Origin of the sequence: Bifidobacterium criceti, assembly GCF_002286935.1 — a bacterium.
In the GTDB taxonomy this organism is placed as follows: domain Bacteria; phylum Actinomycetota; class Actinomycetes; order Actinomycetales; family Bifidobacteriaceae; genus Bifidobacterium; species Bifidobacterium criceti.
The window spans coordinates 139,738-156,255 of sequence record NZ_MVOH01000017.1; the positions used below are offsets into that span (position 1 = coordinate 139,738).

A 16,518-nucleotide genomic window follows, 5' to 3' on the forward strand; every position below is an offset into this window, starting at 1 on the left:
CGCGCTGCTCGGCAAACCGGAGCATGCGAACGACATGGACGGTGAGGTGCGCGACGATGCGCAGTTCCCGAACGAAGTGCGCGTCGGCGATGACACGATGCGCTTCGCCGAAGGCGTGCCGTCACATGACGGTGAGGATGAAGGCGATGACCATGACGGGCCGAAACGCAAGGGCGGCTTCCTGCGCCGTCTGTTCCGCCGCCACCGCAACGAGGGTGTGGACCGCTCGCTCGACGAATACGCGGGCGACGAGGCGTTCGTCAACGCCGTGAGCCGGCACGGCGACACCGCCGAGACGCGAGTCGTCGGCGGCCCGCGCACCGTGAGCAGCGGCGGCGCCTACAACGACGACGCGACGCGGAGCATCGACTCGAACACATGGGCGGCGCAGCAGCCCGAGCCGAGGACGACGCCGCTGCCGTCGGGGTCGATGCCGGCCGTCGCGGCCGCCGACCCGTGGGGCGCGCTTGATGACGGCGCCCCGACGCTTCTCGTTTCCCCTGAGACGGGGGAGGTGCTCGACACCCATACGGACACCCACATGGATGCACGGCGACCCGAAGCGGCCACGGCGCCGCATGCGCACGAAGCGGGCGCCGGGGCCGCGCCGGCACCACCATCCACGGCCGGCGGCGACGCGGCCGCGGGCGCCGAGCTCGTCCCGTACCGGTTGCCCGACCCGAACCTGCTCATGAAAGGCAAGCCGCACGCGGCGCACACGCAGGCGAACGACAACGTCATCCGTGCGCTCAACAATACGTTCGAGCAGTTCAAGGTCGACGCGAAGGTCGTCGGCTTCCTGCGTGGCCCCTCCGTCACCCAGTACGAGGTCGAGGTCGCGCCCGGCGTCAAGGTCGAGAAGGTGACGAACCTCGACAAGAACATCGCCTACGCCGTCGCGAGCTCGGATGTGCGCATCCTCTCGCCGATCCCGGGCAAGAGCGCGATCGGCATCGAGATCCCGAACGTCGACCGCGAGATCGTGCATCTCGGCGACGTGCTGCGCTCCGACAAGGCCGTCAACGACCCCAATCCGATGCTCGCAGGCGTCGGCAAGGACGTCGAGGGCCATTTCGTGACCGCGGACCTGACGAAGATGCCACATCTGCTTGTCGCGGGCGCGACCGGATCGGGCAAATCGAGCTTCATCAATTCGATGCTCACGTCGATCATCATGCGCGCGACGCCCGAGCAGGTGCGCATGATCATGGTCGACCCCAAGCGCGTCGAACTGTCCGCGTATGCGGGCATCCCCCATCTGCTCACGCCGATCATCACCGATCCGAAGAAGGCCGCGCAGGCGCTCGAATGGGTCGTCAAGGAGATGGACGCGCGCTACAGCGACCTCGAGTTCTTCGGATTCCGCCATGTCAAGGACTTCAACGAGGCGGTGCGCGCCGGCAAGGTGCATGCGCCCGCCGGTTCGAACAGGAAGGTCGCGCCGTATCCGTACCTGCTCGTCGTCGTCGACGAGATGGCGGATCTGATGATGGTCGCGAAGAACGACGTCGAAAGCTCGATCCAGCGCATCACCCAGCTCGCGCGCGCCGCGGGTGTGCATCTTGTGCTCGCGACGCAGCGTCCGTCGGTCGACGTCGTCACCGGCCTCATCAAGGCGAACATCCCGTCGAGGCTCGCGTTCGCGACATCGTCGGCGACCGATTCGCGCGTCATCCTCGACGCGACGGGAGCCGAGACGCTCATCGGGCAGGGTGACGCACTGTTCATGCCGATGGGCATGGCCAAGCCGATCCGTGTGCAGGGCGCGTGGGTCAACGAGTCGGAGATCCGCAAGGCCGTCGACTTCGTGCGCCAGCAGCGCAAGCCGCACTACCGTCAGGACATCGAGCAGATGGCCGCCGAAGCGGAGAAATCGAAACTCGACCCGACCGAGGACATCGGCGGCGACATGGACGAATTGCTCCAGGCCGCGGAGCTCGTCGTCAGTTCGCAATTCGGCTCGACGTCGATGCTGCAGCGCAAGCTGCGCGTCGGCTTCGCGAAGGCGGGGCGCCTCATGGACCTGCTCGAGTCGCGTGGCGTCGTCGGGCCATCGGAAGGCTCGAAGGCGCGCGAGGTGCTCGTGCAGCCGAACGACCTGCCGCAGGTACTCGCGTTCATCCGGGGTGAGACGACGTCGCTCACGGGCGGTGCGGACGCGCAGCCGGCGGCGGCCCCCGAATCCTGACTGTCAGAGGGCGTGGAGTAATCTGAGCGTCATGGAAAAGCGAAGCAGCAATCGTTCGTCATTGTGGGACGGGTGGAACACGCCGCCGAATCTCGTCACGTTCTCCCGCATCATCCTCGTTGTCGTGTTCCTCGGCCTGTACATCGGCGCCGGGCAATGGGGGTCGCGCAACATCGGCATGCGTTGGGCGGCCGCGGTCATCTTCATCATCGCTGCGTCGACTGATAAGATCGACGGGTGGATGGCACGCAAATACCATCAGGTGACCGAGCTCGGCAAGCTCATGGACCCGATCGCCGACAAACTGCTCACGCTCGGTACGCTCATCGTCGCCGCATGCCTCAACGAATTCGGCATCACGTGGCTCGGTTGGGTCGTCACGGCGCTTTTCCTCATCCGTGAGATCGGCATCACCGTCATGCGGTTCTCCGTCATCGACCACGACGGCCATGTCATCGCCGCGTCGCAGCTCGGCAAATACAAAACGCTCACGCAGTGCCTCGGCCTTGGGTTGCTGCTTCTGCCGGTGTGGTCGTTCGTGCCGGCCGGCGCACATCCGTTGTGGCTCACGGTCTATTTCGTCATCACCTATACGCTCATCTACTTCTCACTCATTCTGTGTCTGTATTCCGGATGGCAATATGTGAGCGCCGTGCTCAACGCATCGAAATCCAAGAAGGGTGCCGCATCGCGCCAACAGGATGGTGATGCCATGGCCCCGCACGGCGGACGGTGAAAAAGCACACGCCGTGCCATACATGCGCGACGCCGCCTTCCTTCCCACGACGCCGGCACCCGCCCCATCCATATGGTGTTGCGGATGCCGGCGTCGCCATATGCAGCCGCAATCCACATGACACGCGAAGCCCCACGAAAAGAGTGAACCATGGCACAGTCCGATATCGAATCCGCCAATCCCCGCGACCTGCATGACGCAGACGATCTGCGCCGCTATTGCGACGCGAAGGCGTCGTCGATCCTGCCATGGTGCGCGGCGCGCGGCATGAAGATCGCATGCGCTGAATCGCTTACCGGGGGGCTCCTCGCGGATGCCTTCGTCAGGATCCCGGGGGCGTCGCGTGTGTTCCTCGGCTCGGCCGTGACCTATGACATCCGGGCGAAGGCGAAGGTGCTCGGCGTGGACGCGGAATTATTACGGTCTCATGGCGCCGTGGACCCCGAAGTCGCCAGACAGATGGCGACGCTCACGGCTCAACTCTTCAGCCAACCGGAATATCGCTCAGGGGTAATCGGGCTGTCGACGACGGGCGTCGCGGGACCCGGGCCCGATGGCGACAAACCGGCCGGCCTAGTCTATATCGGCGTGTCGCTTCCTCAAAATACATATTTCCCCACACAATCTTCACATTATGCACTACAGTTGGATTTGCAAGGTTCCAGAGACATTATTAGACAGCAAACAGTGGGCTGTGTTCTGGAAAACCTGAGCCAACTCACAGGTTCTTCACAGGAATAATTCCTGATACTGGAATCGACGAACACTGTCGAAAAGGAAAGGAGTGTGATTGCCATGGATATGGATATGATGACTTTCACCGAAGGACAGACCGAGGTCAAGAAGGTCGAGGCGTCCACTCCGTCTCGCACCGGAACGGCACGCATGCGGGAGCTGACGCCGGCACAGCGCCGCGCCGTCATGTTCGCGCAGCAGCAGGTGCTTCGTGCACGTGCGGCCAAGAGGGCCAAGGATGAGCGCCAGGCGGCGCTCGTACGCATGTGGCAGGAGGAAGACGCCGAAACCGCGAAGCCACGTGCCGTCATCCGCAAGCGTGAGACGATGGGAGAGGTCAAGGAGGTGTCCTTGCGCGAGGCCATCGGCCATGTGCTGCGCGACCTGCGCACGCATGACCACAAGACCCTGCGCGAGGTCAGCGAGAAGGCCGGTGTTTCCCTTGGATACCTATCCGAGGTGGAGCGCGGCCAGAAGGAGGCGAGCTCCGAGCTGCTCGCGTCCATTTCCGAGTCGCTCGGCCTGAGCACATCCCAGATGCTGCGCATGGTCGCCGACTACCTTGACTCCGTGGATGCCTGAACCGACATATACGACGCGATGCCCATGGGATGGGCCGCAAGCGTCCGACCACGAATGGGGGCGCCCGTTGAGGGCGTCCCCATTCTCATTGTTGGGGCCGTATGCGCGAAGTGCCGTGCTGCGGCTTGGCATGGAGCATGCGGCTTCGGCGAGATGCGAAGGTGTAGAGTGACACGGTATGCGTGAACGTGAATTCTGGGAACTGCTCGAGGAAGTGTTCGGGCGCAGCTACGGCCGTGCGCTCGCCCACGATCAGCAACTGACGAAACTCGGCGGCCGCACCGTCGTCGAGGCGCTCGGCGACGGTGCGGAGCCTCGCGTCGTATGGAACGTGCTGTGCGACCAGATGGAGGTGCCGGACACGCGGCGGTGGGGGAAGGACCATGTCGCTCCGCCACTTCCGGTCGACTTCCATTGACCGTATGACCGTATGCGCCGGAGTGAGCCGCCGACACGCCGTCGTCATTCGAACAAATGTTCGCATCATCGGGTATGATGGTCATTCAGTACGGCGGGCGCGGGATGTGCGCGCTCGGCGAAATGTGGATAACGGTACCGTCCGTACACATGGGCTGGCCCGGCTTGGCGCCGGGCCGCGATGCCGGATACCGTGGAGGTCAGCCATGCGGCACACGCCGCAGGCTGACGAAGGCACCGTAGGAAACGTCAAGACACAAGGAGGGCTGCGATGGCAGCGGCGAAGGCCAAGGAACCCGAACAGGACATGAGCTTCGGACCGAATGTGGACCCGAGGCGTCAGGAAGCGCTCAAGAACGCGCTCAAACAGGTCGAGAAGAGCTTCGGCAAAGGGTCGGCGATGCGTTTGGGGGACAAGCCCGAACAGGATGTCGAGGTCATCCCGACCGGCTCGCTCGCGCTCGATATGGCGCTCGGCATCGGCGGATTGCCGCGTGGACGCATCGTCGAGATCTATGGACCGGAATCGTCCGGCAAGACGACGCTCGCGCTCCATGTCGTCGCGAACGCGCAGAAGAACGGTGGCGTGGCGGCGTTCATCGACGCCGAGCATGCGCTCGACCCGGTCTATGCGCGCAATCTGGGCGTCGACACCGATTCGCTCATCGTCTCGCAGCCCGACAACGGCGAACAGGCGCTTGAGATCGCCGATATGCTCATCCGCTCCGGCGCGCTCGACGTCATCGTCATCGACTCCGTCGCGGCGCTCGTGCCGAAAGCGGAGATCGAAGGCGATATGGGCGACAGCCATGTCGGCCTGCAGGCGAGGCTTATGAGTCAGGCGCTGCGCAAGATGACGGGCGCGCTCGCGCAGGCGAACACGACGGCGATCTTCATCAACCAGCTGCGTGAGAAGATCGGTGTTTTCTTCGGCAGCCCCGAGACGACGACGGGCGGCAAGGCGCTCAAGTTCTATTCATCGGTGCGCATGGACATCCGCCGCATCCAGACACTCAAGAATGGCGATGACGCGGTCGGCAACCGCACGAAGGTCAAGGTCGTCAAGAACAAGATGGCGCCGCCGTTCAAATCGGCGGAGTTCGACGTCCTCTATGGCGAGGGTATCTCGCGCGAAGGCTCCGTGCTCGACATGGCGCTCCAGACGGACATCGTCAAGAAATCCGGTTCGTGGTTCACCTATGAGGGCGACCAGCTCGGGCAGGGGCGTGAGAACGTGCGCAGGTTCCTCAAAGACAACCCGCAGATCGTCGATGAGATCGAGAACAAGGTCAAGGTCGCCTATGGTCTCATCGACGCGCCTGAGGACACGTTCGCACAAGGGGAGGAGGTCGAGTCGACGATCGAATCCGAGGACATCGCCGCGACCGAGACCCCGAATGGGAAGAACGGCCAATGATCTCCGCCGAGGATTTCCTCGCCGCGCATCCGGCGTCCCCCGTACGCGATGACGGGGCGCCGGATGCCGTGGATGCCGACGGTACGACACGGGGCCCGCGTCAATCCGTCGGCGCGTTCGGCGCATCCCGTGATGGCGACGTCGTGCGCTTCGCGCGTGGCGCACGGCGTGCCGGGAAGCGCCGGAACGGCCTGGGGCCGGGCAAGCGTGCCTCTGGAGGCTTCGCCTATACGCCTGCGGAGGACCCCCGCGACGGGGAGGCGTGCAAGGAGGCGGCGCTGCGGCTGCTCGACGCGGCGCCGCGCTCCTCGGGCGGCCTACGCGGCAAACTCGCCGAACGCGGGTATGCCGACGACGTCATCGGAGCCGTCATCGACCGTCTCGTCGAATTGCGGCTCCTTGACGACGAGGAATACGCCAGGTCGGTCGTGCGCGCGTGCGTGAACCGCATGATGGGCAAGCGTGGCGCGATCCTCGAGATGACGCGCAAAGGCGTCGACGACGCACTTGCGCGGCGCATCGCGGACGAAGCGGCGGTCGAAGGAGTCTTCGACGATGCCGCATGGGAACTCGGGCGCCATGTCGCGAGCCGGACACGTGGCAAGGATCCGCAGACGGCGAAACGACGGTTCTGGAGCGCAGGAGGACGCAAAGGTCATGATCCGGCGGTGTTGCGCGATGTCAGCGATGTGTTGTTCCAACGGCATGGCACCGAGGGGGAAGAAGGAAAGTGAGACCCCTTATACCCCGGGTTCTGTCGTGCCCAATGGGCACGGATGGCCATCCATCTCGACCTGACGTCGCCGTCAGGCTCCAGCAGCCTACCCGAAGGCATTGGACGAGCAGCCCTCAAACGCCTTCTGCTTGGCCTTGCTCCCGATGAGGCTTGCCATGCGGCCGGCTGTTGCCAGCGGCCCGGTGGTCTCTTACACCGCCGTTTCACCCTTACCTGTCCGAAGACGGGCGGTCTGTTTTCTGCTGCGCTATCTCTCAGGTCACCCTGGGCGGACGTTATCCGCCATCGTGCTCTGCGGAGCCCGGAAGTTCCTCAACCAACGAATGTGGTCGCGGCCATCAAGAGGTCTCAACCGTAGTATTCTAACACCGTGTCCGACAATCGGCCGCATCGTGTGGGCGTCGCATGGAAAAAAGAATTAAACCAGCAGCGTTACCGCATTTTCCCGCATGTCGTCGGTTACAATGAGTGATATCCGGACGGCGGCATCGCCGTCTCGGTCCGTATATAGCGGCGAACAGCCGCTTGAGTCTAGGGAGGTCCACATGGATATCGTGATTACCGGCCGTCACATTCAGATCAAGCAGAAGTTCCGTGACGTCGTCGAAAGCAAGATGAATCGTGTGACCGCAATCGCCCCTGATGCGCAGCGCGTCCAGGTCGTGCTGTCGCATGAGGGTAATCCGCGTATGCACGACACCGCGATGCGTGTCGAGCTCACCGTCATCGCCGGAGCGACCGTCATCCGCGCCGAGGCTTCGAGCCTCGACGAGATCAGCGCGCTCGACCTGGCGCTCGACAAGCTCACGCTGCGTCTGCGTCGTGCACGTGATCGCCGCAAGGATCACCGCAAGAACTACACGCCGCTCCCGGTCGATGCGGGTGAGTTCGTCCCGCCGTCCGAGGAGGAAGAGGATATCATGGGCGACGCCGCGGACGCCAACAGCCCGGCCGCCGCCGTCGCGTCCGACCTCGGCCCGGGCGAGGCGATCGAGGTGCATGTCGGCGATACGCCGATCGTCATCCGCCGCAAGCTGCACGTCGCCGAACCGATGAGCATCGATGAGGCACTCTATGAGATGGAGCTCATCGGCCACGACTTCTTCCTGTTCGTCAACAAGGACACGATGCGCCCGTCGGTCGTCTACCACCGCCATGGCTGGAGCTACGGCGTCTTCGAGATCGACACCCCGGAGAACATCAAGAAGGCCGAGGAAGCGAAGAAGGCCTGAGCGCCCAGTTTCGCGATAGGGGACGGCGGTTGTCCGACCGCCATATGGCCGAGGGGCCGGTTAGCCGATGGAGGCGGCCGGCCCCTCGGCTTTGCCGTGCCCAGTCGTGGCGCGGAGTATCTTGCGGTGTAGGTTTGTGGATGTCTTGTAGCGGAATATGAGAAAATTACGTAATTAGGTCGAAAAACGAGGAACAAAATCGCGTCGACCGCTATTGTTGAAGATGTTATCGCACGGAACCATCTCACCAAGGGAGTGACATTGGTAGACATTGTAGGCAAAGCGCTTCGCATGGGCGAAGGCCGCCAAATCAAGCGTCTCGAGAACGTGGCCAAGGAAGTCAACGCACTCGAGGACCAGATCTCGGCGCTGAGCGACGAGGAGCTCAAAGGTCAGACCGCGAAGTTCAAGGAGAAGCTCGCGAACGGTGCGACGCTCGACGACATCATGGCGGAAGCGTTCGCCACGGTGCGCGAGGTCTCGAAGCGCACGCTCGGCCAGCGCCATTTCGACGTCCAGCTCATGGGCGGCGCGGCGCTGCATTGGGGCAACATCGCCGAAATGAAGACCGGTGAAGGCAAGACGCTCGTCGCGACGCTGCCGAGCTACCTCAACGCGCTCGAAGGCAAGGGCGTGCACGTCATCACCGTCAACGACTACCTCGCGAGCTACCAGAGCGAGCTCATGGGCCGCATCTACCGTTTCCTCGGCATGAGCGTCGGCTGCATCGTCACCGGACAGAAGCCGCCGGAGCGCCGCAAGCAGTACAACGCGGACATCACCTACGGCACGAACAACGAGTTCGGCTTCGATTACCTGCGTGACAACATGGCGTGGGAGAAGAACGAGCTCGTGCAGCGCGGCCACCATTACGCGATCGTCGACGAGGTCGACTCGATCCTCATTGATGAGGCGCGTACGCCGCTCATCATCTCGGGCCCCGCCGAAGGCGACGTGACGCGTTGGTACCGCCAATTCGCGAAGCTCGTGCTCAAACTCGTGCGCGACGAGGACTATGAGGTCGACGAGAAGAAGAAGACCGTCGGCATCCTCGACCCCGGCATCACGAAGATCGAGGACTACCTCGGCATCGACAACCTCTATGAGCCGAGCAACACCGCGCTCATCGGCTACCTCAACAACGCGATCAAGGCGAAGGAACTGTTCCTGCGCGACCGCGACTACGTCGTCACCGGCGGTGAGGTCCTCATCGTCGACGAGCACACCGGCCGCATCCTGCCGGGCCGCCGGTACAACGAAGGCCTGCACCAGGCGATCGAGGCGAAGGAGAATGTCGAGGTCAAGGCCGAGAACCAGACCTTCGCGACGATCACGCTGCAGAACTACTTCCGCATGTACGACAAGCTCGCGGGCATGACCGGTACCGCCGAGACCGAGGCGGCCGAGTTCATGGGCACCTACAAGCTCGGTGTGCTGCCGATCCCGACGAACCGCCCGATGATCCGCCAGGACAAGGACGATCTGATCTTCCGCACGAAGAAGGAGAAGCTCGCCGCGATTGTCAAGGACGTCTCGGAACGCCATAAGAAGGGACAGCCGGTCCTGCTCGGCACCGCGTCCGTCGAGGCGTCGGAAGTCGTCTCCTCGCTGCTCGATGTCGTCGAGATCCCGCACAAGGTGCTCAACGCGAAGCAGCATGAGAAGGAAGCGGCCGTCGTCGCCGTCGCGGGCCGCAAGGGCGCCGTGACCGTCGCGACGAACATGGCCGGACGAGGCACCGACATCATGCTCGGCGGCAACGTCGAGTTCCTCGCCGACGCGAAGCTCAAGGAGGAAGGCTATTCGCCGGAAGACACGCCGGAGGAGTACGAGAAGCTGTGGCCGGAGACGCTCAAGCAGATCAAGGAGCAGGTCAAGGACGAGCATGAGGAAGTCGTCGAACTCGGCGGCCTGTACGTGCTCGGCACCGAACGCCACGAATCGCGCCGTATCGACAACCAGCTGCGCGGCCGTTCCGGCCGTCAGGGCGATCCGGGTGAATCGCGCTTCTATCTGAGCCTCGAGGACGACCTTATGCGCCTGTTCAACACGCAGCTCGTTGCCCGTGTCATGGCGAAGGGCATGCCCGAAGGCGAGCCAATCGAATCGAAGGCCGTCTCGAAGGGCGTGCGCAACGCGCAGAAGGCCGTCGAATCGCGCAACTTCGAGATCCGCAAGAACGTCCTCAAGTACGACGATGTGATGAACAAGCAGCGTACCGTCATCTACTCCGAGCGCCAGGCGGTGCTCAAGGGCGAGGACATCCACGAGGACATCGAACGCTTCATCAAGGACACCGTCACGAGCTATGTGACCGGCGCGAAGCGTGGCTCCGACAAGCCGAAGGACTGGGATTGGGACGGCATGTTCAAGGCCATGCGCGAGCTCTTCCCGACGAAGGTGACCGAGGACGAGGCCAAGGAAGCGGCCGAAGGCCTCAAGGGCGAGAAGGCCGTCGACGCCGTCGTCGACCTCTTCGTCAACGACGCGCAGGACCAGTACGCGAAGTTCGAGGACAAGCTCGGCGCCGAAGGCCTGCGCACCCTCGAACGCCGTGTCGTGCTCGCCGTGCTCGACCGCAAGTGGCGCGAGCATCTCTATGAGATGGATTACCTCAAGGACGGCATCGGTCTGCGTGGCATGGGTCAGCGTGACCCGCTCGTCGAATACCAGCGCGAAGGCTACCAGATGTACAACTCGATGATCGAGGCGATCAAGGAGGAGTCCATCCAGCTGCTGTTCCATGTCGACGTCGATTCGGTCGCGCAGACGCAGGACCATGAGGACATGGCGCAGGACGTCGTCGACGACCAGGTCGTCGACGAGGCCGAGAACGCGATGGGCGAGGACGTCGACGTCGACGAGCGTGACGCCGATGCGGTGCGCATCGTCGAGCCCGAGGAACCGTCGAAGTACGACGACACCGCCGATGAGACCGCGGTCGCGCTCGGCGACGAGGTCAAGGAGGAGGTCGAGGAGATCGACGATGCCGACGACGAGACGCACGGCATCGTCGGACCTGCGCCGATCTCGCACGCCGAGGGTAAGGTCCCGGCGAACAAGCGCCCGAAGAACGAGGAGCTCAAGACGCCGTGGGCCGACGGACGCACATTCCCGGGCACGCCGAGGAACGCGCAGTGCCCGTGCGGTTCGGGGCGCAAGTACAAGGTCTGCCACGGACAGAACGAGCGGTGACGGCAACCGCCATCGACTGGTCGGGACATGACAACGGCGGGGGCGCCGCGACGACAACGGTCGCGGCGCCCCCGCCGTTGTCATCACCGTGGCCGCACGCTGATGCCGTGGCCTTCATCGCTCCAGCGGATGACATGAAGCGCGCTGAAGTCGTCACGGTCGCTGATGAAATACAATGGATGGCCGCTGCACCGCCGAGCGCGGCGGTGAGTTCGGCGGCGGACATCGGGAAACGGACGGTCACCCCATCGAAGACGGCGGCGTCATCGGACAACAGGATCGTGCGCGGCATGGCCCCTCCATCGGTCGTGTCGGCAATGCGTCGCCCCGATTGTGTGTGTGGGCAATCCCCGAAGGCGGGTGCCCATGATGCGGGAATCGAAACAGGTTCGTTGCACGCCCTTCCTAGACTGGTCGGTGCATTGCACGATACCGATGAGGAGAGGTCATGGCCGACATCACATGGAAAACGATCCTGACGAAGCTCGTGAAGGGCGAGCATCTGACCGCGGAGGAATCCGAATGGTTCGTCGACGACCTCATGCAGGGCAACGCCGAACCGGCCGCCGTCGGCGCCGTGCTCGCGACGCAGCAGCAGCTGGGATTGACGGCCGGCGAGGTCGCCGGCGCCGCGAAGGCGATGGTCTCGCATGCCGTGCCGCTGCGCGTCGCGCGTGAATGCACCGACATCGTCGGCACGGGCGGCGACGGCGCGCACACCGTCAACCTGTCGACGATGGGTGCCGTGATCGCCGCCGCCGCGGGCGTCATGATCGCGAAGCACGGCAACCGTGCCGCAAGCTCGAAATGCGGCGCCGCGGACTGCCTTGAGGCGCTTGGGCTGCCGCTCGACCTCACGCCGGAGGCGGTCGCCGAGATCGGCGACGAAGTGGGTATCACGTTCGCGTTCGCGCGCACGTTCCATCCGGCGATGCGCTTCGTCGGCCCCGTGCGCGCCGCACTCGGCGTGCCGTGCGTGTTCAATGTCCTCGGTCCGCTCACGAACCCGGCGAATCCGAAGCATGTCGCGATCGGCTGTGCGAACCGCGCGATGAGTCCGGTCATGGCCGCCGTCTACGCGGCGAACGGACAGAGCGGCATGGTCTACACGTCGAAGGAGGGGCTTGACGAGATGGCGCCGACCGGACCCATCTCGATCTGGGAGTTCAAGGACGGCGACGTCGTCGAGACGACGTTCGACCCGATTGAGGAACTTGGCCTTGCGAAGGTCACGCTCGACGACCTGCGTGGCGGCGAACCCGACTACAACGCGCAGGCCGCGCGCGACCTGTTCGCCGGCAAGGATGTGCCGTTCCGCACGACGGCGCTCCTCAACGCCGCGTCGGCGATCGTCGCGGACGGCTCGCTTATCGATGCCGACGCGCCATTCGCCGAACGGTTCCGTGAGGCGTACGCAATCGCCGAACGTACCGTCGATGAAGGCAAGGCGCAGGCGCTTCTTGACGAATGGATCGCCGTCGCGAAGAGCAACGCCTGAACACGATGCCGGGGCGGCGGGAACCTTCCGCCGCCCCGGCATCGTCAGACACGTGCGCCGTTGTCCGAATCGTCGTCGTGGATGACATCGCGTCCCTCATGCTGCGCGATGAGTCCGCCGGCGCCGATGAGGACACACAACGCGCCGAGCAGGCCGATGACGCCGACGATGCGCGGGAAGCACGCTGCGACGATGATGGCCGCGACACCGAGCGTGAGGATCGCGGCGCATATGAGCTTCGATGTGCGGATGCCGCGTAAGGACGGGTTCGGCGCGTGGAAGCCGCTGCCGTCACGGTCGAGCACATCGTCGGTGTCGAGCCAGCTGCTCCTGTAGTCGCGCGGCCCCCGCCCGGCGTTTGTGAACGCCTCGGCGGACAGGTCGTCGACGGTGAGCACCGTCTTCTTCTCCTCACGTTTGGCATGGCGGTCGAACTTCTTCGCCGTGCGCGAGCGCGCGACATCCCCGAGATCGTCCGCATGGTCGTCGAGGAACCGCTGCCAATCATCCGCATGCGGTTCACCCTGTGCGCCCGCATGGCGCGCGTCGCCGTCGTTGCTGCTATTGTTGAGGTCGGTCATGGTCACTACTGTAGCAAGCGGAATGTGAAGCGCGTAAGGAGACTTCGGATGCTGTACCGGTTTTTCGTCAAGACACTCGGGCCGATCGCACGGCACCGCTTCCATCCGACGGCCGAGGGCCTCGAGCACATCCCGCATGAAGGCGGCGCGATCATCGCCGCGAACCACCTTGCCGTCATCGACGACGCATTGCTGCCGCTCACATGCCCGCGCATGATCCATTTCATGGGCAAGGCCGAATACTTCGAAGGCAAAGGCATCAAAGGCCGGTTCAAGAAATGGTGGTTCACATCAGTGGGTGTGTTCCCGGTCGACCGTTCAGGAGGTTCGAAGTCGCTCGGAGCGCTTGAACATGCGCGTGAGATCATCGAGGACGGCGAGCTGTTCGGCATCCACATCGAAGGCACGCGCAGCCCGGACGGACGCCTCTACAAGGGCCATACCGGTGCCGCGCGCCTCGCGTTCGAGACCGGTTGCCCGATCGTGCCGGCCGCGATCATAGGTTCGCGCGAATTGCAGAAGCCGGGACAGGTCGTCCCGGGCAAAGGAGTGAGCAAGGTCATCTACGGCGAGCCGATCAACGTCGCGAAGACGCCTGCCGACAAGGTCACACATGAGATGCTGCGCGCGCTCACCGACGAGGTCACACGCCGCATCGAAGAGATGAGCGGACAGGAATATGTGCCCGAATACGCGCAGGTCGTCAAGAAGCAGATGCAGCAAGAGCAGGCGGCGATTGAGGCGGTGCAGGGCATCGACCACGAGTAGCGGTCTGTGGCGGCTGCCAGGAGACCGGTATGGAATGAGCCGGGGGCGCCCATGATCGGCCGCCCCCGGCTCCTTCCATATGCGCTGATGTCGCTTCGCCGTATTCAGAGTACCTGGATCGTGACCGTTGTCGGATCGCCATCCTTCGTGCGCTTCGGCACGTCGGAGCCTGCCTTCGGATCCTGGCTATACACGCGATTCAAGCGGATTGGATTCTGAGGGAAGATCTTCTCAACTTTGACCTTAAGACCAAGTGCCTCAATTGCCTTCTGCGCGTCTTCGGGTGATTTATCAACGACGTCCGGCATCTTCACGGTCTCAGGACCCTTTGAGAGCGTCACGGTGACCGCGTCGCCCCAATGCAGCGTCGAGCCTGCGTCCTGGGATGTGTACAGGACATGGCCCGCGGCGACGCTGTCGCTGAACTCCTCGTTGAACGTGACTTCGAGCTTGTCGTCTTCGAGCGTCTTCTTCGCGTAGTCCTCCGTCTGTCCGATCAGGTCGGGCATCTGCACCGGCATTGGGCCCTTCGACAGCACGACGTCGACGGTCTCGTTGTGCGCGATTGTCGCGCCCGGATCCGGCGTGATGCTGATGACCATGCCCTGCGGCACGTCGAGCGACCATTCGTCGGTGTCATCGGAGTGCTCGATGTGTTCGATGCCCGCCTGTTTGAGCGCGGCGAGCGGATCGTCCGACGACTTGATGTCCTCGGGGATCGTCACGTGGCGCACGCCGAGCGAGACGACGACTTTGACCCGCTGTTCGCCGCGTTTGCTCACATGCGCGTCGACATACGCCGGGTCGGTCGAGATGACGTCGCCTTCCGCGACATCATCGCTGTACGCCTTGCTCACCGCATATTTGATGTTCGAGACGTTGAGTGCACTTTCATATGATTTCCATGGGACGCCGGTGATCTTACACGGCGCGTTCTGCTCGCATGTGAGCCCTTCCGGCTTCGGCATCGTGTTGTAGCTGCCGGGCCCAGCGTAGTACCACCATGCGGCGGTGCCGCCACCTGCGGCGAGTATGGCGACGAACGCGATGATGCCGATGATGAGGCCGGTATGGCGCCGCTTCTTCGGTTGCATCGCCGTCGGCGCATCGTCGCCGGCGAACGGCATGCCGTCCGTGGGGTGCCCACCGTATGTCATCGGACGCGCAAGCATGTTCGTCGGCTCGTCATTGCCGCGCGGGGCCGATCCGGATTGTGAGCGCGGCACCGTCCCCGAGGTCGTCATGTCCGGCTGCGGCTGCCGGCCGGATATGGACGACGAGGAGGGGCCGTCCGGCGATGCGGGTGTGTTGCCTTGGACGCGCGCGATGTCCGCGGCCGCGTGCGTCGGCGGCACGGATGGCTGTCCGCCGTCGTCCTGTGCGGCGTGTGCGCCGGTGGGTTGTGCATTATTGGCGGGTTGGGTGTCGGGGTGTTGCGTGGCCGCGGCGTTCGCGGCGACGGCCGCCATCGGCATCGCCGTCGTCGCCGTGGGCTGTGCCGACGGGTCGTACCGGTAGCGCAGCGATTCGGGCGGCAACGTGCGCATGAGCTCCTGCAGCCGGTCGAGCGCGACCGACGCGTCCGCCGGGCGGTCGGCGATGTCCCGGTTTGTCAGGCTCGTGATGAAGCGCGCGACGCGCGGGTCGATGCCGGTGCATACGGTCGCGACCGACGGCACGTTCTCATTGACGTGTTTGAAGACCATCGTCACCGGGTTGTCCGTCTGGAACGGCACACGTCCCGTGAGCATCTCCCATGCCATGATGCCGACCGAATAGCAGTCGCCTTGTGGCAGCGCCTCATTGTCGCTGATCATCTCGGGGGCCAGGTACGCCGCCGTGCCGAGGAGCATGCCCGTCGACGAGAGCGTCGCCTGCGAGATCGCCTTCGCGAGGCCGAAATCGGTGATCTGCACGCGTCCACGGTTGTTAATGAGGATGTTCTCCGGTTTGATGTCGCGGTGCACGACCTGCGCGGCATGCGCCGCGGCGAGGCCGCTGAGCGTCTCGGACACGACGCGCAGCGTCTCGCGCACGCTGAATGTGCGCTTGTGCTGCATTTCGGCGCGCAGGTTGACGCCTTTGACGTATTCCATGACGAGGTAGTCGAGGCCGTCATGCTCGCCCGTGTCGTAGACCTGCACGATGTAGGGGCTCGCGATTGACGCGGCCGCGTTCGCCTCGCGGTGGAACCTCGCGATGAACTGGTCGCGGTAGGGGCCCTGCGCGAGCTGCTGGTGCATGATCTTGATCGCGACGTCGCGGCCGAGCCTGACATCGACCGCCTGGTAAACGGTCGCCATGCCGCCGTCCGCGATTTTGCGCACGATGCGGTACCGACCATCGACGAGCCTGTCCTGTGGCATATCCTGCGCTTCACTCATGCTTGATCCGTCGTGTTCCTTACCCGAAATGATGATGTGCGGCCAGACG

General features: G+C 64.0%; 13 protein-coding genes, 1 other RNA gene and 1 pseudogene. 12 read left to right on the top strand and 3 right to left on the bottom strand.

Going from position 1 to position 16,518, the window contains the following annotated elements; all coding sequences use genetic code 11:
- Positions 1-61: 61 nt before the first annotated feature.
- The 7 genes and pseudogenes from B1526_RS07975 to B1526_RS08005 all read left to right on the top strand — a co-directional run.
- Positions 62-2,188: pseudogene (locus tag B1526_RS07975) on the top strand (DNA translocase FtsK); the annotation flags it as partial.
- A 31-nt stretch (positions 2,189-2,219) separates the two neighbouring features.
- The gene (gene pgsA, locus B1526_RS07980) at positions 2,220-2,924 is read left to right on the top strand and encodes a CDP-diacylglycerol--glycerol-3-phosphate 3-phosphatidyltransferase (RefSeq protein ID WP_162287960.1); all 705 of its coding nucleotides are present in this window, start codon (positions 2,220-2,222) and stop codon (positions 2,922-2,924) included.
- Positions 2,925-3,074: 150 nt separating this feature from the next.
- Complete coding sequence (locus tag B1526_RS07985; RefSeq protein ID WP_095615517.1) at positions 3,075-3,665, top strand: CinA family protein; 591 nt, start codon at positions 3,075-3,077, stop codon at positions 3,663-3,665.
- A gap of 60 nt (positions 3,666-3,725) precedes the next feature.
- Positions 3,726-4,241 (top strand): helix-turn-helix domain-containing protein, encoded by a 516-nt coding sequence (locus B1526_RS07990; protein WP_095615598.1) that lies wholly within the window; start codon positions 3,726-3,728, stop codon positions 4,239-4,241.
- 178 nt (positions 4,242-4,419) lie between these two features.
- Positions 4,420-4,659 (top strand): DUF3046 domain-containing protein, encoded by a 240-nt coding sequence (locus tag B1526_RS07995; protein WP_095615518.1) that lies wholly within the window; start codon positions 4,420-4,422, stop codon positions 4,657-4,659.
- A gap of 270 nt (positions 4,660-4,929) precedes the next feature.
- The gene (gene recA, locus B1526_RS08000; RefSeq protein WP_095615519.1) at positions 4,930-6,075 is read left to right on the top strand and encodes a recombinase RecA; all 1,146 of its coding nucleotides are present in this window, start codon (positions 4,930-4,932) and stop codon (positions 6,073-6,075) included.
- On the top strand, positions 6,072-6,809 hold the full coding sequence (locus B1526_RS08005) for a regulatory protein RecX (RefSeq protein ID WP_095615520.1): 738 nt from the start codon (positions 6,072-6,074) through the stop codon (positions 6,807-6,809). Before recA ends, B1526_RS08005 begins: the two co-directional genes overlap by 4 nt.
- Here the strand turns inward: B1526_RS08005 and rnpB are convergent.
- An RNA gene (gene rnpB / locus B1526_RS08010) (RNase P RNA component class A) lies at positions 6,803-7,162 on the bottom strand. The genes B1526_RS08005 and rnpB overlap by 7 nt on opposite strands.
- A gap of 194 nt (positions 7,163-7,356) precedes the next feature.
- Here rnpB and hpf point away from each other — a divergent pair.
- The 4 genes from hpf (at position 7,357) to trpD (ending at position 12,736) form a co-directional block, all read left to right on the top strand.
- Complete coding sequence (gene hpf, locus B1526_RS08015) at positions 7,357-8,043, top strand: ribosome hibernation-promoting factor, HPF/YfiA family (protein ID WP_095615521.1); 687 nt, start codon at positions 7,357-7,359, stop codon at positions 8,041-8,043.
- A 261-nt stretch (positions 8,044-8,304) separates the two neighbouring features.
- Positions 8,305-11,238 (top strand): preprotein translocase subunit SecA, encoded by a 2,934-nt coding sequence (secA, locus tag B1526_RS08020; protein ID WP_095615522.1) that lies wholly within the window; start codon positions 8,305-8,307, stop codon positions 11,236-11,238.
- Entirely contained in the window at positions 11,235-11,717 is a 483-nt protein-coding gene (locus B1526_RS09345; protein ID WP_133088523.1) for a hypothetical protein, read from the top strand. Before secA ends, B1526_RS09345 begins: the two co-directional genes overlap by 4 nt.
- Positions 11,687-12,736, top strand: coding sequence for an anthranilate phosphoribosyltransferase (gene trpD, locus B1526_RS08025; RefSeq protein ID WP_095615523.1), 1,050 nt, complete (start codon positions 11,687-11,689; stop codon positions 12,734-12,736). Before B1526_RS09345 ends, trpD begins: the two co-directional genes overlap by 31 nt.
- A 44-nt stretch (positions 12,737-12,780) precedes the next feature.
- On the opposite strand, the gene B1526_RS08030 is transcribed toward trpD, so the two are convergent.
- Positions 12,781-13,317: a hypothetical protein gene (locus B1526_RS08030; RefSeq protein ID WP_095615524.1), complete on the bottom strand. Its 537-nt coding sequence runs from the start codon at positions 13,315-13,317 to the stop codon at positions 12,781-12,783.
- Positions 13,318-13,365: 48 nt separating this feature from the next.
- On the opposite strand from B1526_RS08030, the gene B1526_RS08035 reads away from it, so the two are divergent.
- Entirely contained in the window at positions 13,366-14,085 is a 720-nt protein-coding gene (locus B1526_RS08035; RefSeq protein ID WP_095615525.1) for a lysophospholipid acyltransferase family protein, read from the top strand.
- 104 nt (positions 14,086-14,189) lie between these two features.
- Here B1526_RS08035 and B1526_RS08040 read toward each other — a convergent pair whose 3' ends face one another.
- Positions 14,190-16,469, bottom strand: a complete 2,280-nt coding sequence (locus B1526_RS08040; protein WP_095615526.1) for a Stk1 family PASTA domain-containing Ser/Thr kinase — start codon at positions 16,467-16,469, stop codon at positions 14,190-14,192.
- Positions 16,470-16,518 lie beyond the last annotated feature (49 nt).

Excerpts from the sequence above, each read along its gene's own strand:
- pgsA (WP_162287960.1), top strand. The coding sequence starts at position 2,220 with ATGGAAAAGCGAAGCAGCAATCGTTCGTCATTGTGGGACGGGTGGAAC.
- B1526_RS07985 (WP_095615517.1), top strand. The coding sequence starts at position 3,075 with ATGGCACAGTCCGATATCGAATCCGCCAATCCCCGCGACCTGCATGAC.
- B1526_RS07990 (WP_095615598.1), top strand. The coding sequence starts at position 3,726 with ATGGATATGATGACTTTCACCGAAGGACAGACCGAGGTCAAGAAGGTC.
- B1526_RS07995 (WP_095615518.1), top strand. The coding sequence starts at position 4,420 with ATGCGTGAACGTGAATTCTGGGAACTGCTCGAGGAAGTGTTCGGGCGC.
- recA (WP_095615519.1), top strand. The coding sequence starts at position 4,930 with ATGGCAGCGGCGAAGGCCAAGGAACCCGAACAGGACATGAGCTTCGGA.
- B1526_RS08005 (WP_095615520.1), top strand. The coding sequence starts at position 6,072 with ATGATCTCCGCCGAGGATTTCCTCGCCGCGCATCCGGCGTCCCCCGTA.
- hpf (WP_095615521.1), top strand. The coding sequence starts at position 7,357 with ATGGATATCGTGATTACCGGCCGTCACATTCAGATCAAGCAGAAGTTC.
- trpD (WP_095615523.1), top strand. The coding sequence starts at position 11,687 with ATGGCCGACATCACATGGAAAACGATCCTGACGAAGCTCGTGAAGGGC.
- B1526_RS08030 (WP_095615524.1), bottom strand. The coding sequence starts at position 13,317 with ATGACCGACCTCAACAATAGCAGCAACGACGGCGACGCGCGCCATGCG.
- B1526_RS08035 (WP_095615525.1), top strand. The coding sequence starts at position 13,366 with ATGCTGTACCGGTTTTTCGTCAAGACACTCGGGCCGATCGCACGGCAC.
- B1526_RS08040 (WP_095615526.1), bottom strand. The coding sequence starts at position 16,469 with ATGAGTGAAGCGCAGGATATGCCACAGGACAGGCTCGTCGATGGTCGG.